Origin of the sequence: Spiroplasma endosymbiont of Virgichneumon dumeticola (assembly GCF_964264745.1) — a bacterium.
Classification (GTDB): Bacteria; Bacillota_I; Bacilli_A; order Mycoplasmatales; family VBWQ01; genus Spiroplasma_E.
This window is the reverse complement of sequence record NZ_OZ183478.1, coordinates 728,073-748,263: the sequence shown is the minus strand read 5'-3', so window position 1 is coordinate 748,263 and position 20,191 is coordinate 728,073. Positions and strand designations below refer to the sequence as shown.

The 20,191-nt window shown below is 21.6% G+C and carries 26 protein-coding genes; 13 read left to right on the top strand and 13 right to left on the bottom strand.

All coding sequences use genetic code 4. The annotated features are described in order from the left end of the window. Positions 1-147: 147 nt before the first annotated feature. Entirely contained in the window at positions 148-1,110 is a 963-nt protein-coding gene (locus tag ACFEL4_RS04840) for an alpha/beta hydrolase (protein ID WP_375318334.1), read from the top strand. Between the two features lie 201 nt (positions 1,111-1,311). Here ACFEL4_RS04840 and ACFEL4_RS04835 read toward each other — a convergent pair whose 3' ends face one another. Then, on the bottom strand, positions 1,312-2,454 hold the full coding sequence (locus tag ACFEL4_RS04835) for an Mbov_0401 family ICE element transposase-like protein (RefSeq protein WP_375318333.1): 1,143 nt from the start codon (positions 2,452-2,454) through the stop codon (positions 1,312-1,314). Between the two features lie 125 nt (positions 2,455-2,579). Here ACFEL4_RS04835 and ACFEL4_RS04830 point away from each other — a divergent pair, with 125 nt between their 5' ends. The 12 genes from ACFEL4_RS04830 (at position 2,580) to ACFEL4_RS04775 (ending at position 15,480) form a co-directional block, all read left to right on the top strand. After that, on the top strand, positions 2,580-2,963 hold the full coding sequence (locus tag ACFEL4_RS04830) for a hypothetical protein (protein WP_375318332.1): 384 nt from the start codon (positions 2,580-2,582) through the stop codon (positions 2,961-2,963). A gap of 138 nt (positions 2,964-3,101) precedes the next feature. After that, the gene (locus tag ACFEL4_RS04825; protein WP_375316879.1) at positions 3,102-3,632 is read left to right on the top strand and encodes a hypothetical protein; all 531 of its coding nucleotides are present in this window, start codon (positions 3,102-3,104) and stop codon (positions 3,630-3,632) included. Between the two features lie 12 nt (positions 3,633-3,644). After that, positions 3,645-4,964, top strand: a complete 1,320-nt coding sequence (locus ACFEL4_RS04820; protein WP_375318331.1) for a hypothetical protein — start codon at positions 3,645-3,647, stop codon at positions 4,962-4,964. Positions 4,965-4,966: 2 nt separating this feature from the next. Beyond that, positions 4,967-5,248 (top strand): hypothetical protein, encoded by a 282-nt coding sequence (locus tag ACFEL4_RS04815; protein ID WP_375316881.1) that lies wholly within the window; start codon positions 4,967-4,969, stop codon positions 5,246-5,248. Further along, positions 5,217-6,038: a hypothetical protein gene (locus tag ACFEL4_RS04810; RefSeq protein ID WP_375318330.1), complete on the top strand. Its 822-nt coding sequence runs from the start codon at positions 5,217-5,219 to the stop codon at positions 6,036-6,038. The genes ACFEL4_RS04815 and ACFEL4_RS04810 overlap by 32 nt, the downstream gene beginning before the upstream one ends. Beyond that, positions 6,038-6,943 (top strand): hypothetical protein, encoded by a 906-nt coding sequence (locus tag ACFEL4_RS04805; protein WP_375317700.1) that lies wholly within the window; start codon positions 6,038-6,040, stop codon positions 6,941-6,943. Before ACFEL4_RS04810 ends, ACFEL4_RS04805 begins: the two co-directional genes overlap by 1 nt. After that, positions 6,944-7,468: a hypothetical protein gene (locus tag ACFEL4_RS04800; protein ID WP_375316884.1), complete on the top strand. Its 525-nt coding sequence runs from the start codon at positions 6,944-6,946 to the stop codon at positions 7,466-7,468. It begins immediately after the preceding gene. A gap of 3 nt (positions 7,469-7,471) precedes the next feature. Continuing rightward, positions 7,472-7,813 (top strand): hypothetical protein, encoded by a 342-nt coding sequence (locus tag ACFEL4_RS04795; protein ID WP_375318329.1) that lies wholly within the window; start codon positions 7,472-7,474, stop codon positions 7,811-7,813. A 41-nt stretch (positions 7,814-7,854) separates the two neighbouring features. Then, positions 7,855-9,765: a hypothetical protein gene (locus tag ACFEL4_RS04790; RefSeq protein ID WP_375318328.1), complete on the top strand. Its 1,911-nt coding sequence runs from the start codon at positions 7,855-7,857 to the stop codon at positions 9,763-9,765. A 346-nt stretch (positions 9,766-10,111) separates the two neighbouring features. Continuing rightward, on the top strand, positions 10,112-11,242 hold the full coding sequence (locus tag ACFEL4_RS04785; RefSeq protein WP_375318327.1) for a hypothetical protein: 1,131 nt from the start codon (positions 10,112-10,114) through the stop codon (positions 11,240-11,242). 1 nt (position 11,243) lies between these two features. Beyond that, positions 11,244-12,599, top strand: a complete 1,356-nt coding sequence (locus ACFEL4_RS04780) for a hypothetical protein (protein WP_375318326.1) — start codon at positions 11,244-11,246, stop codon at positions 12,597-12,599. Beyond that, complete coding sequence (locus ACFEL4_RS04775; protein WP_375318325.1) at positions 12,553-15,480, top strand: hypothetical protein; 2,928 nt, start codon at positions 12,553-12,555, stop codon at positions 15,478-15,480. The genes ACFEL4_RS04780 and ACFEL4_RS04775 overlap by 47 nt, the downstream gene beginning before the upstream one ends. Positions 15,481-16,040: 560 nt before the next feature. Here the strand turns inward: ACFEL4_RS04775 and ACFEL4_RS04770 are convergent. The 12 genes from ACFEL4_RS04770 to ACFEL4_RS04715 form a co-directional block, all read right to left on the bottom strand. After that, positions 16,041-16,271: a hypothetical protein gene (locus ACFEL4_RS04770; protein ID WP_375318324.1), complete on the bottom strand. Its 231-nt coding sequence runs from the start codon at positions 16,269-16,271 to the stop codon at positions 16,041-16,043. A gap of 152 nt (positions 16,272-16,423) precedes the next feature. Continuing rightward, positions 16,424-16,636, bottom strand: a complete 213-nt coding sequence (locus ACFEL4_RS04765) for a hypothetical protein (RefSeq protein ID WP_375318323.1) — start codon at positions 16,634-16,636, stop codon at positions 16,424-16,426. 115 nt (positions 16,637-16,751) lie between these two features. Further along, on the bottom strand, positions 16,752-16,892 hold the full coding sequence (locus ACFEL4_RS04760) for a hypothetical protein (RefSeq protein ID WP_375318322.1): 141 nt from the start codon (positions 16,890-16,892) through the stop codon (positions 16,752-16,754). A gap of 3 nt (positions 16,893-16,895) precedes the next feature. Then, complete coding sequence (locus ACFEL4_RS04755; RefSeq protein WP_375318321.1) at positions 16,896-17,177, bottom strand: hypothetical protein; 282 nt, start codon at positions 17,175-17,177, stop codon at positions 16,896-16,898. A gap of 3 nt (positions 17,178-17,180) precedes the next feature. Further along, positions 17,181-17,459 (bottom strand): hypothetical protein, encoded by a 279-nt coding sequence (locus ACFEL4_RS04750; RefSeq protein WP_375318218.1) that lies wholly within the window; start codon positions 17,457-17,459, stop codon positions 17,181-17,183. A 10-nt stretch (positions 17,460-17,469) separates the two neighbouring features. After that, the gene (locus ACFEL4_RS04745; protein WP_375318320.1) at positions 17,470-17,670 is read right to left on the bottom strand and encodes a hypothetical protein; all 201 of its coding nucleotides are present in this window, start codon (positions 17,668-17,670) and stop codon (positions 17,470-17,472) included. 11 nt (positions 17,671-17,681) lie between these two features. After that, positions 17,682-17,843, bottom strand: coding sequence for a hypothetical protein (locus ACFEL4_RS04740; protein ID WP_375316897.1), 162 nt, complete (start codon positions 17,841-17,843; stop codon positions 17,682-17,684). Next, entirely contained in the window at positions 17,843-18,418 is a 576-nt protein-coding gene (locus tag ACFEL4_RS04735; protein ID WP_375318319.1) for a hypothetical protein, read from the bottom strand. The genes ACFEL4_RS04740 and ACFEL4_RS04735 overlap by 1 nt, the downstream gene beginning before the upstream one ends. Then, positions 18,411-18,545, bottom strand: a complete 135-nt coding sequence (locus ACFEL4_RS04730) for a hypothetical protein (protein ID WP_375316899.1) — start codon at positions 18,543-18,545, stop codon at positions 18,411-18,413. The genes ACFEL4_RS04735 and ACFEL4_RS04730 overlap by 8 nt, the downstream gene beginning before the upstream one ends. Further along, positions 18,538-19,335, bottom strand: coding sequence for a recombinase RecT (locus ACFEL4_RS04725; RefSeq protein WP_375318318.1), 798 nt, complete (start codon positions 19,333-19,335; stop codon positions 18,538-18,540). The genes ACFEL4_RS04730 and ACFEL4_RS04725 overlap by 8 nt, the downstream gene beginning before the upstream one ends. Next, positions 19,313-19,984 (bottom strand): PD-(D/E)XK nuclease family protein, encoded by a 672-nt coding sequence (locus ACFEL4_RS04720; RefSeq protein ID WP_375318317.1) that lies wholly within the window; start codon positions 19,982-19,984, stop codon positions 19,313-19,315. The genes ACFEL4_RS04725 and ACFEL4_RS04720 overlap by 23 nt, the downstream gene beginning before the upstream one ends. Next, positions 19,962-20,132: a hypothetical protein gene (locus ACFEL4_RS04715; protein WP_375316903.1), complete on the bottom strand. Its 171-nt coding sequence runs from the start codon at positions 20,130-20,132 to the stop codon at positions 19,962-19,964. The genes ACFEL4_RS04720 and ACFEL4_RS04715 overlap by 23 nt, the downstream gene beginning before the upstream one ends. Between the last annotated feature and the right edge of the window lie 59 nt (positions 20,133-20,191).

The window sequence follows — 20,191 nt, the reverse complement described above, 5'->3', positions numbered from 1 at the left end:
TCTAATAATTATCTAGATGCATTTTAAAACACTTTTTTAATTAAATATACTAGAATTGCTTTAGTTTGAATAAATTATTAATTAATTTGATAAAATATTAATAAGCAGTTTTATTCTTGTGCTATTTTTGGAGGTTATTAAATTATTATGGATAATTTTTGGCAACAGTATTGATGAACAGTAGTCATTGGTATTTTAGCAGTCTTACTATTAATTTATATTATTTATCGCATTTATCAAATTTTTCATATTGACTATTATTGAGAACGAAATCTCCATTTTCCTCAATGAAGTAATGAAGGAATCATAACCCGTGATAATTATTTTTTACATACTGAATTTAAATTTGTTGATAATAGTAAGTATATTATTATTGGTGTTCATGGCATGGGTGCTTCGTTAACTGATTTTAAAACATCAACTAAATATTTTACTAAAAATTGCATTTCTTTTTTAAGTTTTGATCAACGTGGTTTTGGCGAAAATGAAAAATGAAAATATCATACATTAGGAACAACTATTAATGATATTAAAGATATTATTAGTGTTTTAAATGAACGATATCCTGATAAAAAGATTATCTTAATGGGTGAGTCATTAGGTTCTGCTTTAACAGCATTAGCTGCTAAGAAATTAACTAAAATGATTGATGGTGCAATATTAACGAATTTTGTTACTAAAAAACAAGTACTTAAATTAAAACCATCATTGGTTTGTCAATCGTTATGAGGTTTTCTGTTTCATAAGCATCATAATTTACCGATTACTTTTGAAATGGAAGAAATATCAACTAATCCTAAATATATTAAAAATGGTAAAATGCGAGCAATGACTAATATGAAATTTACTTTGTTATTTTCCTTGCAAGCACAAAAGTTAAGTAAAAATGTTCCTAAAAATCTTAATAGTGCTAAATGTCCAGTTTTAATTGTGCAATCAGGTAAAGATGCATTTGCTGATTTCAATAAGATTAAAATTAATAATAAACATTGGCGAGATGGGATTACTTATAATTTCTACGAAAATGGCAAGCATGCAATTTTAAATGAGTCTAATATTATTGAAATTTTAGATGATGTTAAGAAGTGAATTGATTCTTCAAATGTTTAGCCATAAAACTTGTTAGGGTGAATAAAGTTAATAGTTATAATTTAATTTTCTTTAAATAAAAGACAACATTAAACTATTTAATTGTTGCTATAATTATATCATATTTTGTTAAATAAACAAAGTATTTTAATGTTTTATTTTATTATTTTATAACAAAAATTCCTAACTATTTAGGTAAAGATTTATTAAGTTTTTAAAATATTAAAGTAAAAGATTTAATTTATTAATTTTTGCTGAATTAATTAAAAGCATATTATTAAGTACTTTATCATTATAAATTTTAGCACCATAACCTTTTAATGATTTCACTAAATGTGAAACATCACTTTCAGCACAAACTCCTTGATTTCAATTTTCTTTTTGATTAATAATACCTTCTTTATTATTTTTAAAATATTTATATATTTTTTCATCAATATTATTTACTTTTAAAAAATCTAATAATAAATAATATTTACCATTAATAAATAAGTTATATGCATTTGTTAATTTTTTATTATCTACTTTTCTATTAAAAATAAAACCTTTTTTTAGTGCTTTAAAAACATGGTGTCTATCAATTACATAAGGAATGTTTTCTTTTTTAGCAGAAGTTTTAATTCAAGGTGCACCATCACCAATAAATACTAAACTACTTTTATTATAAATAAATTGTAAATCAAGAAATTCATAAATTTTATCAATTAATTCTTGTCTTTTAATTCTTTGACCATTTTTAGTTTTCATATAAGTTATTTTTTTATCTTTTAAAACATTTCTACTTTTAGTAGATTTTTCTAAATCTGTACCTTTATTTGCACTAATTGTACGAATACGATTTTTTTGTTTTTTATTATTAAATAATGAAGAAATAAAACAATCATCCATATTTACAAATAATTTTTCATTTGGTAATACTATCTTTTTCTCTTTTATTTTTTCAACACCTATTACTGCATTTTTCATTACATTAGTCATATATGTTTTAGAAAATTTAGCATTTTTTACTATATCTTGTACATCAGATTGTCTTTTACCATTACCTGAATTTTTTATTATTATATGTTCTAAATTAGTTAAGGTTCTTTTTCTTTTTTTAATTTTTATATAATTATCTAAAGGATAATAATATTCATTAGTTTCTAATATTAAATAACATCTACGATAAAAATTATCTATTTTACCATATTGAGTATTTGGACTTCTTGGAGCAGTTTTAACATATTTATATTTACTTTTATCATATTTATTTTTATGTCAAAAATCATCATATGCTAATCATATATTTCTGAAATAATTAATATCATTTTTATTAATTTCTTTATCACATTCTTCATAATCAAGTTCATCAGTAAGAAAATTCATAATATTTAATTCCTTTCTTAATTTATGAATTTGATTATAATAGTAATTAAAAAGAAAATGTTGTAATAATATTTCTGATACTAATGATATAATTAATATAAGAAATAATAAATTAAGGTGATAATATGCCAGCACAAAGAAAATATTTAGGAAATTATAAAGAAAAGATACAAGAATATTTAAGAACAAATAAAGATAATTTAAAAAAATGTACTAAACAAGAATTAAATTATATTTTAAATATTGATAATAAATATATATTTGATTGCCGAAGAAGGTCGACAAAATGGCAAAAAGATTTTATAGATGAATATGATAAGGCGTGCCTTAAAATAGGAATTGCGCGATTAAAAAATGTTACACAAGTATCTCAATATGAATGAGCTTATTTAAGGACTAATCATAGAGATATGTTTGATGATTTAATAGATAATCAAGATATAGAAGCAAATAATAGTAATATAATTATTAATATTATTGAACCAAGAAAAATAGAAAATAATGACTAGAAACCTATAATAAATATAGGTTTTTTTCTTTATTTTAAAGGTTAAAAATGATATAATATATTAAAGTGAATATGTTAAATAACATATATTAAAGTGATTTATTAATATAATAAAAATTCATAAAGGGAGATTAAAGGTATGAGTAATTTTACTTTTGATGAAAAAGAGAATTATAGTTTAGATGATGTTAAAGGTTTACTAAAACAACATAGAAATGTAGTATATGCTGAAAGTAAAAAAGATATTGAACCTAAATTAAGTGAATATGAAACTAAATTAAAAGAATATGAAAATAAAGTTAATAGTTATGAAGAGCAACAATTATTTTCTAATATTAAAGATACTAAAAAAGTAAATTTAATTAAAAATTTAATGAGTACTGATAATTATAAATCTTTATCTAAACAAGAAGCATTTAATAAAATAAATGAAGATTATAAAGAATTTCTTATTGATAAAACATCAGAATCTATTAAACAAGAAAATAAACCTAATTCAAATGATTTTAATCCTAAAACTCTTTTAGATTTACATACAAATAGTATTAATCCAGAAGAATTAGAAAGAAAATTAAATGAAAAAGCTAAAACTACAGGTATTACTGACCCTAACGAATTAGAAAAACTTGTAAATTTAGCAAGAGGAACTGCACTTAAATCTATTAAATAGAAAGAGGATAAAATGGCAATTCCAAAAATTCCAGAAGCATTTATTATTGGTGGTAATTCCCCTACTGAAAATGCTGTTTTAAGTGTACTTGAAGCCCAAGTTCGTGGTGAATTAACTGCTGAATTAAGTACTTTATTTATGAGAAATACTGTTACTGCTGACCAAATAGCAAATATTAGTGGTGTAGCAATGGCAATATATAGAGCAACTGTTCGTGTATTATGAGGCTCAACATGAGATGAATTTACAGGTACTAAAAGACAAAAAGGAACAGTTAAAACAACAACATTAATTATTAATAAAGAATTAACAATTGATTTTAATATTCCAGAATTTGATATTGAAAGATTTATGACTTCACCAGCAAATGTAGCAACTCAAATTGTTTCAAATTGAACAAGTTCATTTATGAGAAATTTAAGAGAAAATTTTGAATTAATATTTTTACAAGGTACAAAAGATTATGCAATTGCTAAATCATTAGTATTACCTTTAAATTTAAATAATATGACAAAAGAACAAGCATTAAATGCTTATTATACAATTGGAGAAAGAAATAATAAATTAATTAAAAAAGTAGATGATATTACAGTTGGTATTAATAAAGCAGATTTAACGGGTGCTTGTGGTATTGATAGTAGTTTTAATTTAGCAAAAGCATTTACATTATTAAATTATGGTCAAATTGCAGCTAATACTTTAGCAACTGGTAAAAGATATACAAATCAAATTATGGGTATGGAATTTTATGAAAGTTTTTATTTAGAACAAGATTTTATTCATGATACTGTTTCTGGTATGCATTTAGAAAAAGATTATAAATTATTAGATTTATTTGGTGTAGTTTATAACCGCTATATGTGAGGTATGCCTATTTCATTTACTAAAGTAAGAAATAAATTAGATAATGCAACAGATAATATTCGTATTATTGGGAAAGCATTATATGCATTACCAAGTGCAATTAGACCAGATTTAATGTATATTATTCAAGAAAAAATGCCAACAGTTGATGAAATTAAAACAGCAAGAGCAAAAAATTATAAAGTTGATGCAACTAATGTTAATGCAACTTATCAATCAACAGATTATGATAATATGAATATTTTAGATTTACAAAATATAATTTATTATAAAAATTTAGGAAAAATTACTATGGCTGGTGCAATACCTACTAATGATGAATTAGAAACTATAATAGTAAATATTGGTAATAATGGTTATGAAAAAGGTAAAGCAACATTTAGTAATATTACAGCAACAAGTTCTACTATGACTGGTAATAATAAAGAATATTATGGAACAGTAAAATTAGAATTTACTAAAAAATAATTATGGAATATATTTATAAATATTTTGATGAAAAAGCACATATTACTATTTATTCAGCCAAACCAGAAGATTTAACTACAAGTAATGATATAAGAGCAATTTTATTAGATGAATATCCTAAATTAAGAAATGATTATTTTATAGTAAGTGATGTTCATGATAATTTTGCTATATGTGTTGGAGATAATATAAATTGTCAAGGAACAGTTAGAATTCAAGTTAAAAAACAAACTAATTTAAAGGATGTTAAAAATGCCACATGTTGAGAATATACAATCAAATAATTATACTTTAACTAAATTAATAAGAACTGGTATAAGTCCAATTTCAGCAATGATTGGAACTAGTGCTTATTATGGTCAATTAATAGGTAATCCAATATTAGGTTCAATTAATAGTTTATTATTTGGTAAAAAATTAGGTTTAGATATTTGAAATTTAAATCAAAGACCTTCTGCTAAAACTAAACTAATTAATAGTTCTAAAAAAATATTATTAGGTTTAGGAATAATTGGGTTAGCAAATTATAGTAAATTTACTAACTCTTCTATTAATCCAAATCCAACTGAAAATCCAATAACTACAACAACAGTAGACCCATTTCCAGATAATGTATTATTAGTTAATAATGATAATCATTTAATGGATTGAGATACTTATATTTCATTAAATGCTTATGGTATTTCAAATCTTATGGCAGGAATTACTGAATTAATACCTAATAGATTTGAAACTATTCGTAAATTAGCAAATATGGCAAATGGTGGATGTTTGATTTCAAGTGGTGTTGCAATGGGTATTAATAATGATTTTAATAATGCTTATGCAGTACCTACCATAGTTGCTGGTGCTTCTGAAATTATCCATAATTTACTACCTATTGAAACTACACATCATAACCAAGAAATGCAAGAAACACCATTTAATAATGAAACTGCAAGATTAATTAATGATAATAGATTTACTATTAATAGTGAAACATCTAGTCAATATGGTAGTGATAATATGAGTGAAGTACCATTAAATCATGATAATGCTTCATTAAATTGAGATTATAACCATATGAGTTTATAATGTTACCTTTAATTATTAGACTTATATACTCAGCATTAGCAAGTGATGATATTCGTGTATTAATTGTTAGTTTATTAAAAAATTATAGTAAAGATACAGGATTAAAAGCAGTTTTAGATAGTGAAAATGTTAGTGAAGAAGAACTTGACCAACCATATTCAACTTTTAATCCAAATATTGCTAAAAAATTATTATCTATATTAAAATCTAATGAATTAACTATTTTAAAAAATGAATTAAATAAATTATTTGTTAATCCTGCTAAAAAAATTAATAATTTATTAAAAGATAATACTAAAGATTTAAATGATAAAGATATAGAAGAAACTAATAATAAAGATGAAAAAGGTTGAGTAGTATTATCTAGTTCATGATTAAAAAAAGGTAATTTTTATAAATCTAATAAATCATTAAAATTAGGTTTATTACAAGTATTAATACAAAGTGATACAAGTAAAAATAAACGTTGATATGGACCATATACTTATCCTAATGTAAGTGAAGAAACTTGAAACTTAATGAAAGTTCAAAAAGGTAAAAATGGTAGTGGTGCTGGAACAATATTTTGAAGATATTTTTTAAGGGGTTTTTTACCTTCACAGATACGTAAATATGTTAAGAAACAACTTAAAGAACAGAAAGGTATTAGTAAAGGTAAACAACGTTATAATGTGCTTAAATCAACGAATATTAATGTATTAAAAACAACTGCATTTATTAATAGATTAGAACGTGGATTTTTTAAACTTAAAGAATTTAAAACTTTACCAAAAACTGAATTAGGTAGTAGAGCATGAAGAGTAGAAAGAAAAGAATATTTAACTTTTCATAAAACTAATAATTTAAATAAAAATATTGGCATTTCTATTTATAAAAATAAAAGTAAATATAAAACATGAAAGTAGGTGGTAATTATTATTGAATTAGATAAACCAATTAAACCAATTGGTATATGAAATACTATTAATCCAATATCAAAAGATAATAAAGAATATAAAAGATTAAATAAAATTTGATTTAATAAAAATAGTACTCATATTGATAAAATAAAAATTTTAATATCAAATATTTTAAAAATAACTAGTCATATTATTGGTATATTAATAACATTATTTTTTACAATAACACCATGATTAATACCTAAAATACCAATAGAAATGGGAATAGGTAATTATACTACTCAATATAATTTTAGTTGACCAGATCATGTAGCATTAACTTTATTTCCAATGTTTAGTCATATAGGATTAAATGTTATTACTAAATTAGGTAATTATGGAAAATTAATTAAATATGGATTAATTACTATACCAATTATTATTACAAGTCCTTATTTAATTTATCAATATCAACAAATTAAAAAACATAAAAAAGAATGTAATTTATGTAAACAACATTCAAATAAAATTCAAATAGAAAAGGTGGAATAAAAAATGAATTTAACAGTATATTTATTAAGTGGAATTATAGGAGGAGCAGTTACTAGTGGTATTATTATTGCTTTTGTATTATCTATTATTTCAAAAAAAATTAAAAAAAATAAACAAGATATAGTTGCAAAAGAACTTAAATTTAATAAATTAATTGAATATATTATTTTAAATACTAAACAATTAAATGATAAATTACAATTAACAGAAACTCCTATTGCACAAAAATTAGATGCTTTTGATGTTGATGAAAAAGATTTTGAAGATTTTATTATTGCTCAAAAAGCAAAACGTCAAGAATTAACAAATAAAGATAAGAAAAAAGTAACTAAAATTAAAATTTAAAGGGTTTAAATACCCTTTATTTTTACATTAAGGAGTAAATTATGGCTATTAAAGACCCAATTTTATTTATAACAGTTGAAGAATTTAAAAATTCTAAATATTTTAATGAATTATTATTTGATAAAGTTACTACTCCAGATAATGAAATTTGATTTGCAATATCTGTAGCTAGTAGTAATATTGATTATTTAAGTGGTTTTACTATTAGTAAAAAATGACCAGAAATAACACCAACAGATTTTACAGATAATATTCAAACAGCAACTACTAATTATGTTAGATTTTTATTAACTAAAGATGTAGATTATTTACGTGGTCAAGGTTCAATTAGTCAAGGTGGATTAACTTATAGTGAAACTAATCCAGATGACCCTTATTTTATCCCACCAGAAGTATTTAATTATTTAAGAAAAATTAAAGAATATCCAAATATTAAAGGTTTTGATTTAAAAGGAATAGAACCACAAAAAAATAATTATTTTAATAAATTTATTTCAAATTGTGGTGAAGATAGTCCTTTAAATGAATATATTCCTTATACTAATTTAGAATCATCAGATACTAGAACTAAAATCACTATTACTCATCCACAAAATAGATCAAGACCGGTTATTAATATTGATACTAGAGGTATTAATACATCTACTACAGTACCTGAATTTAAAAGTCCAAAAGAAACTATTGATATTAAATATGATAAAGAAACTCATATAGTTAATAGTGATGTTAGTGATAAAGTAATTTATTTTGATGACCTTGATGATAGAAAAAATGCTATTGAAATTTTAAAACATACTTTAGTACCTAATTTTATATATAAATGAGTTGCTTATAAAAATTTTGATCCTTTTACAGAAGATTACTCAAGTTATTTAAATGGAACTTTAATTCCTAAAAAATATGCAGATGATAAATTACAAAATAAGTTAATTGCTGGTAATAATATAACTATTGATAAAGAAACTAATACTATTAGTGCTACTGGTGGTAGTTCAGTTGATGAAAATAGAATATTTAATAATAAAAATGATAAAGATAATACAACAAGATTAGTTAATGATGTTATAAATGTTGGAAATAGAACATTAATTTATAAAAATAAAAGTGGTCCTTCAGTAACAGATGATAATGATATTCCAAATAAAAAATATGTTGATGAAAAAATAAAATCTTTAAATGTTATTAAATGAAAAAATATTGGTACAAAAGAAAGTAACATTAAAATTAATTATGATTTTAAAGTAAATACTTTATATAGAGTTGGTTATTGTTGAAAAAATGTAGAAAAAAGTCCAATTATATATATGCAATTTTTATGACAAGGTGAAGGTGCTGTATTAGCTAGTTTTTTTAAAGGTATTTCTGGAAAAAGAATTACTGAAGCTTATGTTGATTTAGTAGTTATTTCAAATGCTATTGCAATGGATAGATTTAATGATGATGAAGGTAAAATATATTCATTAGAAGAAGAAATAAAAGAAAATACTTATAAAATCACTAGTAATACATTAGATATTACTTCACCAAGTATAATTAATATAGATAAACCAATTAAAATTAATTCAAAAAGTTTAGAAACTAATGAAATAGAAGACAATTGTTGAGATATTGAATTAAAAGATAATCCAACACCAAATCCTAACCCAAGTGTTCCACAATGAAAAGAAGTAGCAGTTAGTACTGATTTAGTAACAATTAATTATAATTTAAAAAATAAAAATTATTATCGAGTATTCTATAATGGACGTACTAGAGATTTAATTACTAATATTGGGAAAGGTACACATGAAATAAAAGAATTTTATTATCAAGATAATAAAGATTCTTTTATATTAGGTATTTTTAATATGATGTTATCTGTAATGCCTATGTATATTAAAAATAATGGAGTTAGTTTATATGCTGGAGCACCGTGATGTAATTTATGAAAATTAGAAGAATTACAGGAATAATATTATGAATAAAGAATTTACTTATCTTAATTAAATTAGTTATTGATTATTAAATAAAAGTGATTTTACTCATAGTGAATATAATCTTAGTGGTTCACGATATAGTAGTAAAACATATAGTATTGCAGAAGAATTAGCAATATTAATAGCTATTTCAATTAAAGTTAATAAATCAATTGCTATATATTGTTTTAGAAAATTAAATAAAGATATTAATGATTTAGTAAAAGAAATATATAATGCTTTAATAACAATAGGTTTAAATGATTATAAAGATTTTACTTTAAAATACCCTAATAAGCAAGCAGACTTTCGTTTTAAAAGCTCTAAATCATTTATAAGAGTAATGGGTGTATATAGTAATTCAAATGATAGAATACCTTTAAAAGGACTTTCTCGTAGTGAAATAAAAGGTTTTGATTTAGCAATTGAATGATGTGAAGAAGCAAATGAATTTACTCAGCAAGAATTTCAAGCAATAACATTTGCATTAGGTAATGCTAAAAAAAGAATAAAAATAAAAAGTTGTAATCCAGATAATATTTATCAATATTATATTGAATATATGAATAAAATTGTACCTTTTAATTTAGAAATAATGAAAGAAAAAAATGAACAAATTAAATCAATATTTGATAATAATATTTTTAAATTATTTCATTATAGTAATTGAAAAGTAAATGCTCATAATCTTACATTAGATATGATTAATGATTTAGAAGAATTAAAAGTATTAGATCCAATTAAAGCACAATCTTGATATTATGGTGTACCAAGTATTCTTACTGGTGCTATATTTGCAAGATATCTTGATAAAGTTGGTACTAAATTAGATTTTCAAGTACAAAGATTATCAGGTGGATTAGATATAGGTATGGCAACAAGTCCAAGTGGTCATCCTACATCTGCTTCATTATGATTTATTGGTGAAAATGATAATGGTAGAAGAGCACATAAAGAAAGTGAATTTTATCATAGTAATGTAACAATGCAATATAAAGATACTGATACTTTAGCAAATGATATTATTAATTATTATTTAAATGAAAGTAAACGTTATATAGCAATGTTATTTGGTTTTACTTGTTATGTTGATTATGGTAATGGTGGATTAGTATTTATTGATGTTTTAAAAAGTTGAGTTAAAAAACGTAATATAACATGATTAAAATTTATAGCAGTAGATAAATCAACTTTATATTTAAATGATAGAATTGATTTTACAACAATTTGTATGCTTAAAAATATTATTAGTTTTAATTGAGAAAGATGTCCAGAAACTAAAAGACAATATAATTTAATGCAATGATTATCTAAAGTAAAAATAGATACTAATAATAATCAACCAAAAATGTTAGATTTACATGATGATACTTGAGATAGTGATATGTATGCTTTAATGCATGAAATGAAGTGATTAATTAATGGTATTAATAATAAATTATTAATTAATAAAAATAATTTTGGTGGTGATTAATATGGTAAATACAATGGAATATTTAAGTTGTGATAAATCAAAATGATATATTGATATACCAATGATTATTGCTCAAAAATCAACTAAATTATGATTAGGTAAAGGTTTTTTATTTAATTCAAGTAAAAAAGAAATATTAGATTATCTTAATGAAATGAATTTAAAAGATAAATGATTAGAAAAATTTTATAAATTTGGTTTACAAAATAGTTTAATGGGTAAAGTATTTATTATGATTATAATTAATGAAGATAATAGTAAATCCCTTAAAATATTACCTAATAGTTTTTGTGGTAGAGTTGCTAAATATAATGAACAAGAACAATCAGCAGAATTTTATTTTATTAATGAACAAGCAGATAGTGCTACTTTAACATGAGTAACAATACAAAATGGAAAAGTTAAATATGAAACATATAAAGATAATAATAAAGATATTATTTTAGGTTCTACAAGAACTAAATTAAAACCAAATATAACACCATTAAAAACTTATGAAATTAAAAATCCATTTAATTATATACCTATTTTTGAAATAACTAATTTACCAATTATTAATTTATATGGTAATGCAACTACTTTAAATGCATATCCAGATTGTACAGCAGTATGAGATTTAATATATGATTTAAATCGTGTTATTAGACAAAAAAGATTAGAAAGAGAATTAAATGTTACTACTTTATTTGCTTCATTAGATAATGAAACAGCAAAAGAAATGCAAGAAAATGGTAATATTATTGAAAATCCTAAAAAAGATATGTTTGTTAATGTTGGTAGTGCAGGGTATGATAAAAATGGTAATGGTGGTATGCAAATTATTCAAGGTGACCCTAAATTTAGTGAATATTGATTAGATTATAATGGTACTGCTAAAGCAATATTTAATGGTGCTGGATATGATTATGATGAACATGGTAATGATGTTTATACAAATAAAACACAAAGTATGTTTAATAATAAATTTGATATGGAAACAACAGAAATTAAAATAGCATTTTATAGTGCTTATTTTTATCGTATATTTGATTTACTTCTTATTAGTAAAAATTTATGAAATGGTATTGGTGAAAGACCTTATTCATTTAAATTTATACCTATAGCAATGACTGACCAAATAGTACAAGACCAAATTATTAATTCAAGATTAAATAATGGTACCATGACAGTAACTGAAGCTATTGGTGAATATGATAATATTGACCAACTTATGGCTGAAAATAAATTAGAAAATATTATTATAGAAAATAAAAAATTAAATAAAGAATTAGGAGATAATGAAAATGAGCAATCATCAACGAATTCAATTAATGAAACACGCACATCTACATCTAAAGAGACAACAAGCAATAATTAAACGTTTAAGTCATTGAAAAATATTTCCATTTATAATTAATAATGGAGCAATACCTTTAACTGAAACTGGTTATAAACCTATAAATAGTAAAATTAGTGATTTTGGTCAATATGAATTAATACTTTCTGGTAATACTCCAGTTGTATGTATTTGAAAAAAAAGTACTAATATATATCAAAAAAATAAAGGTATAACAGACCCAGTAACACATAAAACAACAGGTCAAAATCAATATTATACTAAACAATATAAAATTGGTGATTATTGAAATGCTTATTTAATTGATGATACTAGTGGTGTAGATTTTGGTGGTTTACCTAATAATAGTTTATTTAAAACAATTTCTACTACAAGACAATATACATTAGTTATGTTTGAAGAACAAATTACAGTAGATGATTATTTACAATTTTTTTGTGTATTTAATGATAAAAATGAAAATATTGGTGGTAATACAGGTAAAAATCAAGATAGACAATTATTATATATTTCAAATGTAACTAATTATTATAGTCCTTATAATGGTGAATTTAGTATGCAAGTATTAACTTTTAGTTCAGTTAATGATAGAGCAGTAGCAAGTGGTCAAAATACACTTGATTATGTACAATATGCAAGCCCTGGTAGTGGTTATGCTTTCCCTACTATTCAAGAAGGAGAAGTAACGTTAAATCGTACTTTAATGCGTGATATTGGAGTTAGATATAGTCATAGACAATCTTATGGTTTAGAATTATTATCTAGTTGTTATTATTATGGTAGACCTATAATACAAGGTCAAGCACCTAATCAAATTGATAATAATGAAATATTTGAACAAAAAGTATTTGCAAGTAGAAGATTATTTATTGCTGGTAATAATGACCATTCAAGTACATCAGTTAAAAAAAATGGTGGTTTAATTGCTGGTATAAATGATAAAATAACTACTAATAGTCATCCAGAAACTACATTTTATAATATTATGGATGCAAAACCTACTGGATTTACTAATTTTAAAGATTGAAAAGAATGATTATCAACTAGTTTAAATTTACAAGCAAATTTATTTGTTACAAAAGATTTTAAAGGTATGTTAGCATTTGATAAAACAAAAGCAACTAATAGTAATGGTAGTGCAATTGGAGAAGCTAAATTCTTTTGAGATAGTGAATGAAATATTAATAATATCTCTGGTAGCTATAATGTTGATATGTCTAATAATTTTAAATATAAAGACCCAGATACTAATTTAATTATTGGTTCACCAACTGTAGATTATTCAAAAATAAGTCAAAAATATATGTCAGCAATATTAAATTTTAATTCAGTAGTATTTAGTAGTTTAATACAAATGCCTTATGATAGTGTACAATGATTACCATTTGCTTTAAGTGATATACCATTAATTGGTAAATTATTAAATGTTTTAAGTTTAGGTATTCCAATTGGTTTTATTATTAATCAAAATAATCAACAATATAAAAAAATGTTATATTTTAATGGTTTTATGTCTGCATTTTTTACAAATAATTTAGAAAATATTATTGGTAATGGTGGTTTAATTCCATTAAATGCTTTTGCTAATGAAAATGATTTTGCTATTGGTAAATTATTAGGTGCAAATGTTAGTACAACTGCTATGACTATGAAATTAAGTGATAGAATATCAGTATATCCATGAGACCCTACAACAGGTCATAAATTAGAAACAAAAGAACAAATAAGTACAGTTGATTTATCACAAAAGAAAAATAATAAAGTTTATATTTTAGCAGAAGATACAGAGTTTTTAGATATAGCTTCACCATTAACTAATGAAGATACAGATTGTCAATGAAATCCTACCCCTAATGGGGTTAGTGATGGTTCTAATTATGCTTATATTATTGATACAATTGTAACTCAATCATTACATCAAGGTGAAGAAAGACATACATTTTATAGTGATAATCCATTTACTTATCAAGGTGATTATAATGAACTTTCAGTTGCACAATTTAGATATAAAAATAAAGGTGCTTTAACTGGTAATGCTTTTAATTGAACTACTTTATATAAATTAAATCATGATGAATATCAAGAAACTGAAGAAACTACATTTAGTTATCCAGCAGAAATATTACCACCAAGTCCACAAAATATAGCGAAACAAATAGTTATTAATTTAAACTTAAGCGTAAGTAAATTAGCATATATTCCTACTATATCTTTAAATAATTTTAATAATATTGAAAATCCTACTAATAATACTACAGAGTGATTAAATAATAATCAACCTATTAGTGAAACAAAGAATATTGATTTAAATACATTATTAGACCAAACATTATTAATTAATAGTATTAATGATTTAAATAGATTTTATAAATCAATTTCAATTTATTATGATTATGAAATAGAAACCAAAAATTATACACAAAACCCTATAGACCGTGTTAATAGAAATAGCACAAAAGAAACATTCGTTAATTCTAAATCAATTATTAGCCAAATTCAAGAAATTAATATTTTAGATATACTTTTTTCTAAAAAACATGAAGAATATTTAACAAAAAGTTTTTGAAACACACAACTAGTAACTAATAATTATAATATTGGTTGAGCAAATACTTATTATAATTTTTATAAACCTCATTATGTTTTAAATTCATATAATTTAGAATATAGAGAAGATTTTAAAGATGTTAATACGAATTTTCAAAGTAATATAATTACATTTGAAATTGTTAATTCAAATAATGTTTTAATTTGAGATATTTTTTTAAATGCTTCGTTAGGAAAAGTAGAAGGTGGATATTATCAAAAAAATCCATTCGAAGGTATTCAATATGCTACTGCCTGAAGAGAAACAACTAAAGTTAGTGCTAATATTTCAAAAATTATATTAAATCCTAGATAATGATTGGTATAATTATTATTAAGAATTTAAAGGAGATTTTATAAATGCCCACATTAGACATAGTATTAATTGCAGTTATTATATTATTATTTATTCCTATGTATTTATTATTTATTTTATTTGGCTATATTTATTGTAAACAAAATAATGCATGGGGAATATTATTATTTTTTATATCATTAAATATAATTGGCCTCTTAATTGGATGTTTTATTTTAAATAAAAATAATCAAGATAATAAGATTAATTATGAATTTAAAAAATTTCAAAAATTAAATAAATATTTCATTGATAAAAATACTATTCCCCCACAATCTTAAATATTAATGTATAATTTAAGTAATCTATTAGATTAGACAATAGATTAATTTAAGGTTAAAAGTTATCTTTATGATAACTTTTTATTTTCCAAAATTTATTTTAAAATCTATAAAAGTAATATATAATAAAAACACTTACATAAGTAAGTGTTAAATTCATTGTCTCATTAGGTTGGCACCTAATTAAAAAGTTACCTTAATTGGTAACTTTTTAATGCTAATGTTTAGTCTGTATAAACTTTATATTTGAGGAAATTTACGGTTTCAAAATTTATATATATTTTTGAAATTAATATTATTGATTTTAGATTTATTTTTTTCGAATTCAAAATTATTAACTGTTTTTGTTCTCTCTTGTTCTTTTTTTCCCACTTTTTCTAAATCATTTTTAAATTGTTTTTGTCACTTTTGAATTTCTTCTTGTTCTAATTTTCTTATTTGTTTTGCTTTCTCATTTACTGATTTTAACATTTTTTCTTCCTTTCAAAATAAAAAAATATATTAAATTTATATTTTTATCATAAATTATTAATAAAAATTATTAAGTTATATCATAAAATATTTAATAATGTGAGAATATTAGATTTTTAAAAAAAATTTTTTCTGGAAATTTTCTGGAAAAACTAAGATAATTTTCGTAAAACTTTATTTAAAGGATGTATATTTAATTCTTTTTCTTTCTTAGCCTCTTTTTCTAGGTCTTTTCTTCATGTTTTTAAGTTTTTTTCTCTTTCTTTTTCTTGTTTTAATATTTCTTTTTTTGTTTTTTCAAAGTTTTTTTCTTGTTTTTCAGCAATTTTTTTATTTTGTTCATATAAATTATTTTTTTTTGACATTTTTTCTCCTTTCAAAATAAAAACTCATTTACTTTAAAATAAAGCAATGAGTTAAAAAACTTATATTAAGTTTATATTATTTTTATATCATAAATATTTACTAAATATGTATAATTTAATTAGTTATTTTTTCATAAATTAAATATTCAATACCAATTATTATTAAACTAGCAACTATTTCATATCATATTGGTACATTCATTAATTCTCATCTACTTAAATAAAATCAATGTGTAAATCAATCTCATTTAGTCATTATTTACTCCTTATTTTCAGTATTAAGATATTCAATTACTTCATCTATTCTTTTATTTGTCATTTTTATTCTTTTATCCATTATTTTAAATATTTTTTTATGCATACCCAACATTTTATGAAAATGTTTATCTTGCATATCTATTATTTTTCTTAAATGTTTTACATTAATTTCTTGCATTTCTAAAATATGTTTTTCTTTTATTTTAATTATTAAAAATAAATTAATAATTAAAATTGTACTTATAATAATTCATATTATTAATCCATATTCATATCAATTCATTATTTACTCCTTATTATAATTTAATCTTTCTTCTTTTGTTTTTGGAAAATGATTATAATTACACAGTTCTTGATTATCTAATTCAATAAAAACTTTAATTTCTTCTGGATATTGTTTATATGATAATACTTTTCAATCTGCTAATTCATAACCTAATAAAGTACGGTCATCATCTAATTCACTACTTCCACCATTTCATGAAAAATATATTTCTGTATTTTTTGTATATATTTTAAAAACATTATATTTATCACTATATTTTAAAAAGTCTCATAAATTCATTATTTACTCCTTAATTTTTAATTTTATTATCATAATATTCTTTTATTTCTTTTACTTTATTATTAAAATCTAATTGATGTTTTTTACACATTTTAAAAAATTGAATAGAAGTATTTTCTAAATCTGTAGATTGTAATTTAATTAATACTTTTTTATTACATTCTTTAACAATACATTTTAATAATACTTTTTCTTGTTTTTGTTTTTGCATTATTTAACTTCCTAACTAATAAATACTTTTAATGTTTGTTCATTATCTTGTAAATCATATTCAATTTTATTAATATTTTTATTACCATTTTTATGTTCTTTACTATAAATTACAATTTGTCTTTCATATTTATTTATTAATTCAAATCTTGTTACTTTTTTTAAATCTTTCATTATTTATTCTCCTTATTTAAATAATATCAACCAATTAATAAACTTTCTGCTTCATCATGATTTGATATTGTTATATTTCAACCTTGTTTAATTATTAATTCATTTGCTAAATGTATTGAAGTATTTTTTATTCATATAAAGTTTTTTTCAAATTGACTAAATGATTTTTTTACATATCATTTTTTTCATTCACTTGGACTTATTAACATATCTTTTGTTAATAATTTATTAAATTTTCCAGCAATAAAACCTCTTAAATGTTCTTGAGTTTCATAACCAATACCATTTTTACTATGAAAAGTACCACGTTCAATAATTAAATCAAAATTATTTTTAGAATTAGTTAATTCATTTTTTAATTCTAAAGTACCATATATAACATAATGCATATCTCTATAAAAATTATCAATAGAATTTTTTTTAAAACTACAACTTCCTATTCATATTGGTTTTCATATATCTATATTATTACAACTACAATTACCAAAACATTTACAATGTTGATAAATATATTCTCATAATGTAAACCCAGTATTTTTCATACTTGGGTCTACTGATAATAAGTAGTTATTCATTATCAAATTCTCCATTTTCTATTTTTTCTAATAAGATATTTAATTCATCAAATAATGATGTATAAGCACAATTCAAATTTTCATCAATAATTTCATTTAATAATTTAAGTAATTTTTCTTTATTCATTACTAAATTCCAACTTATCTAAATTATCTATATTATTTTGTATTTGTTCATAATTAATATTTATTTCTTCTTTTGTTTCTTCAATTTCTTTTAATTTAATTTCTTTATTATCATTATTTGGATTATCAACATACATTATATTTTCATTATCTAATACTATTGCTTGATCAATTTGCATTGCTCTATCAACAATATTTTGATTTTCTAATTTAATACTAGGGTCTTTATTAATATCTCTAATAATTGCTTTAATAACTGTTTTAAGTGCCATAGCATTAAAACTAGTAGTTCATGGACTATTACCATTTGCTTTACTATATTTTTTTCTATGTTCTTCACATTCTTGTTTAGTCATACCTTTAATAAATCTAATTGGTTTATTAAAAGAATTTTTAATAAAAATCATACCATAATAACCAATAATTATTTTATTTTCAAATATTTTACTAGGTTCTAATTCTCAACGTTGAGTTTCTTTATTAAAAATATGTTTATCAGTAATAATTTCTCGTTGAAAATCAATAACACAATTTGAACGTTGTAATAAAGTTAAAAAACCATCTTCTTGAATTTGTACTTGTAATTCATTTCCATAAGGAATTAAAGCAATTTCTTTTTTAATTGGATTATTTGAAAGGTCTAATTCAAATATAGTTGCTAAAGTATTAATAACTGATTGTGGATTTAAAGTAGATAATTTTTTATCATTTAATTTTGTTAATTCATAATAGTTAGTAAATTGTTGTATTTTTGATTTATTTATATTTTTAGGTAAAGTTAAATTTGCCATATTTATCTTCCTTTCAAAGGGCAATTGCCATTTCTCATTCATGTAATAATTCATCTGTTATTTCTACTAATATTTTTTCTACTTTATCTTTTTGAATTCAATAAATATAATGTATATTTGATAAATTAAAACCATTATTTTTTAATATTCAATAATAAGCAGTTAATTGTAATATTGATTTTTCTTTATTTTCTTTATACATATTTGATAATGTTTTAAAATCAATTATTGTATATAAATTATTTTCTTCATAAATTAAATCAGGTGTTCCAGCAACAATATCATAAGTAAATACTTGTTCACATATATATTTAGTATTTACTTTAAATTCTTGTAAATTATTTAATAAATTTTCACAATATTGTAAATAATTTTCATTAAATAAATGTTTAATATTATTTAATAATTTATCTTTTATATTATTAATATTAATATTTTTAAAATATAATTCTGCTACTTTATGAACAGTTTCTCCTCTTAATCTAGCATTTTCTAATCTATCAAAAGGTACATTTTCATAAGGATTTTTATTACTATATAAATAATATTGAATAATTTTAGATACTGATATTTTTTCTTGTTTATTTAAAAAATATTGATGTGTATCTTTTTTAAAAATTAAATTATTATTTTGATTGTTTAATTGCATTTTTAATTAAATTCCTTACAAAATTAGTAATTGACATATTATTATTTTCTAAGCAAAGTTTTTTTAATTCATAATGTTCTTCTTTAGTTAATCTAACAAAAATTTGTTTATTAATTAAATCTTCTATTTTTTTCTTATGTGCTGGCATTAAAATCACCATCCTCTATATCTTTTAATAAATCTTTAATATTAATATATTCTTTCACT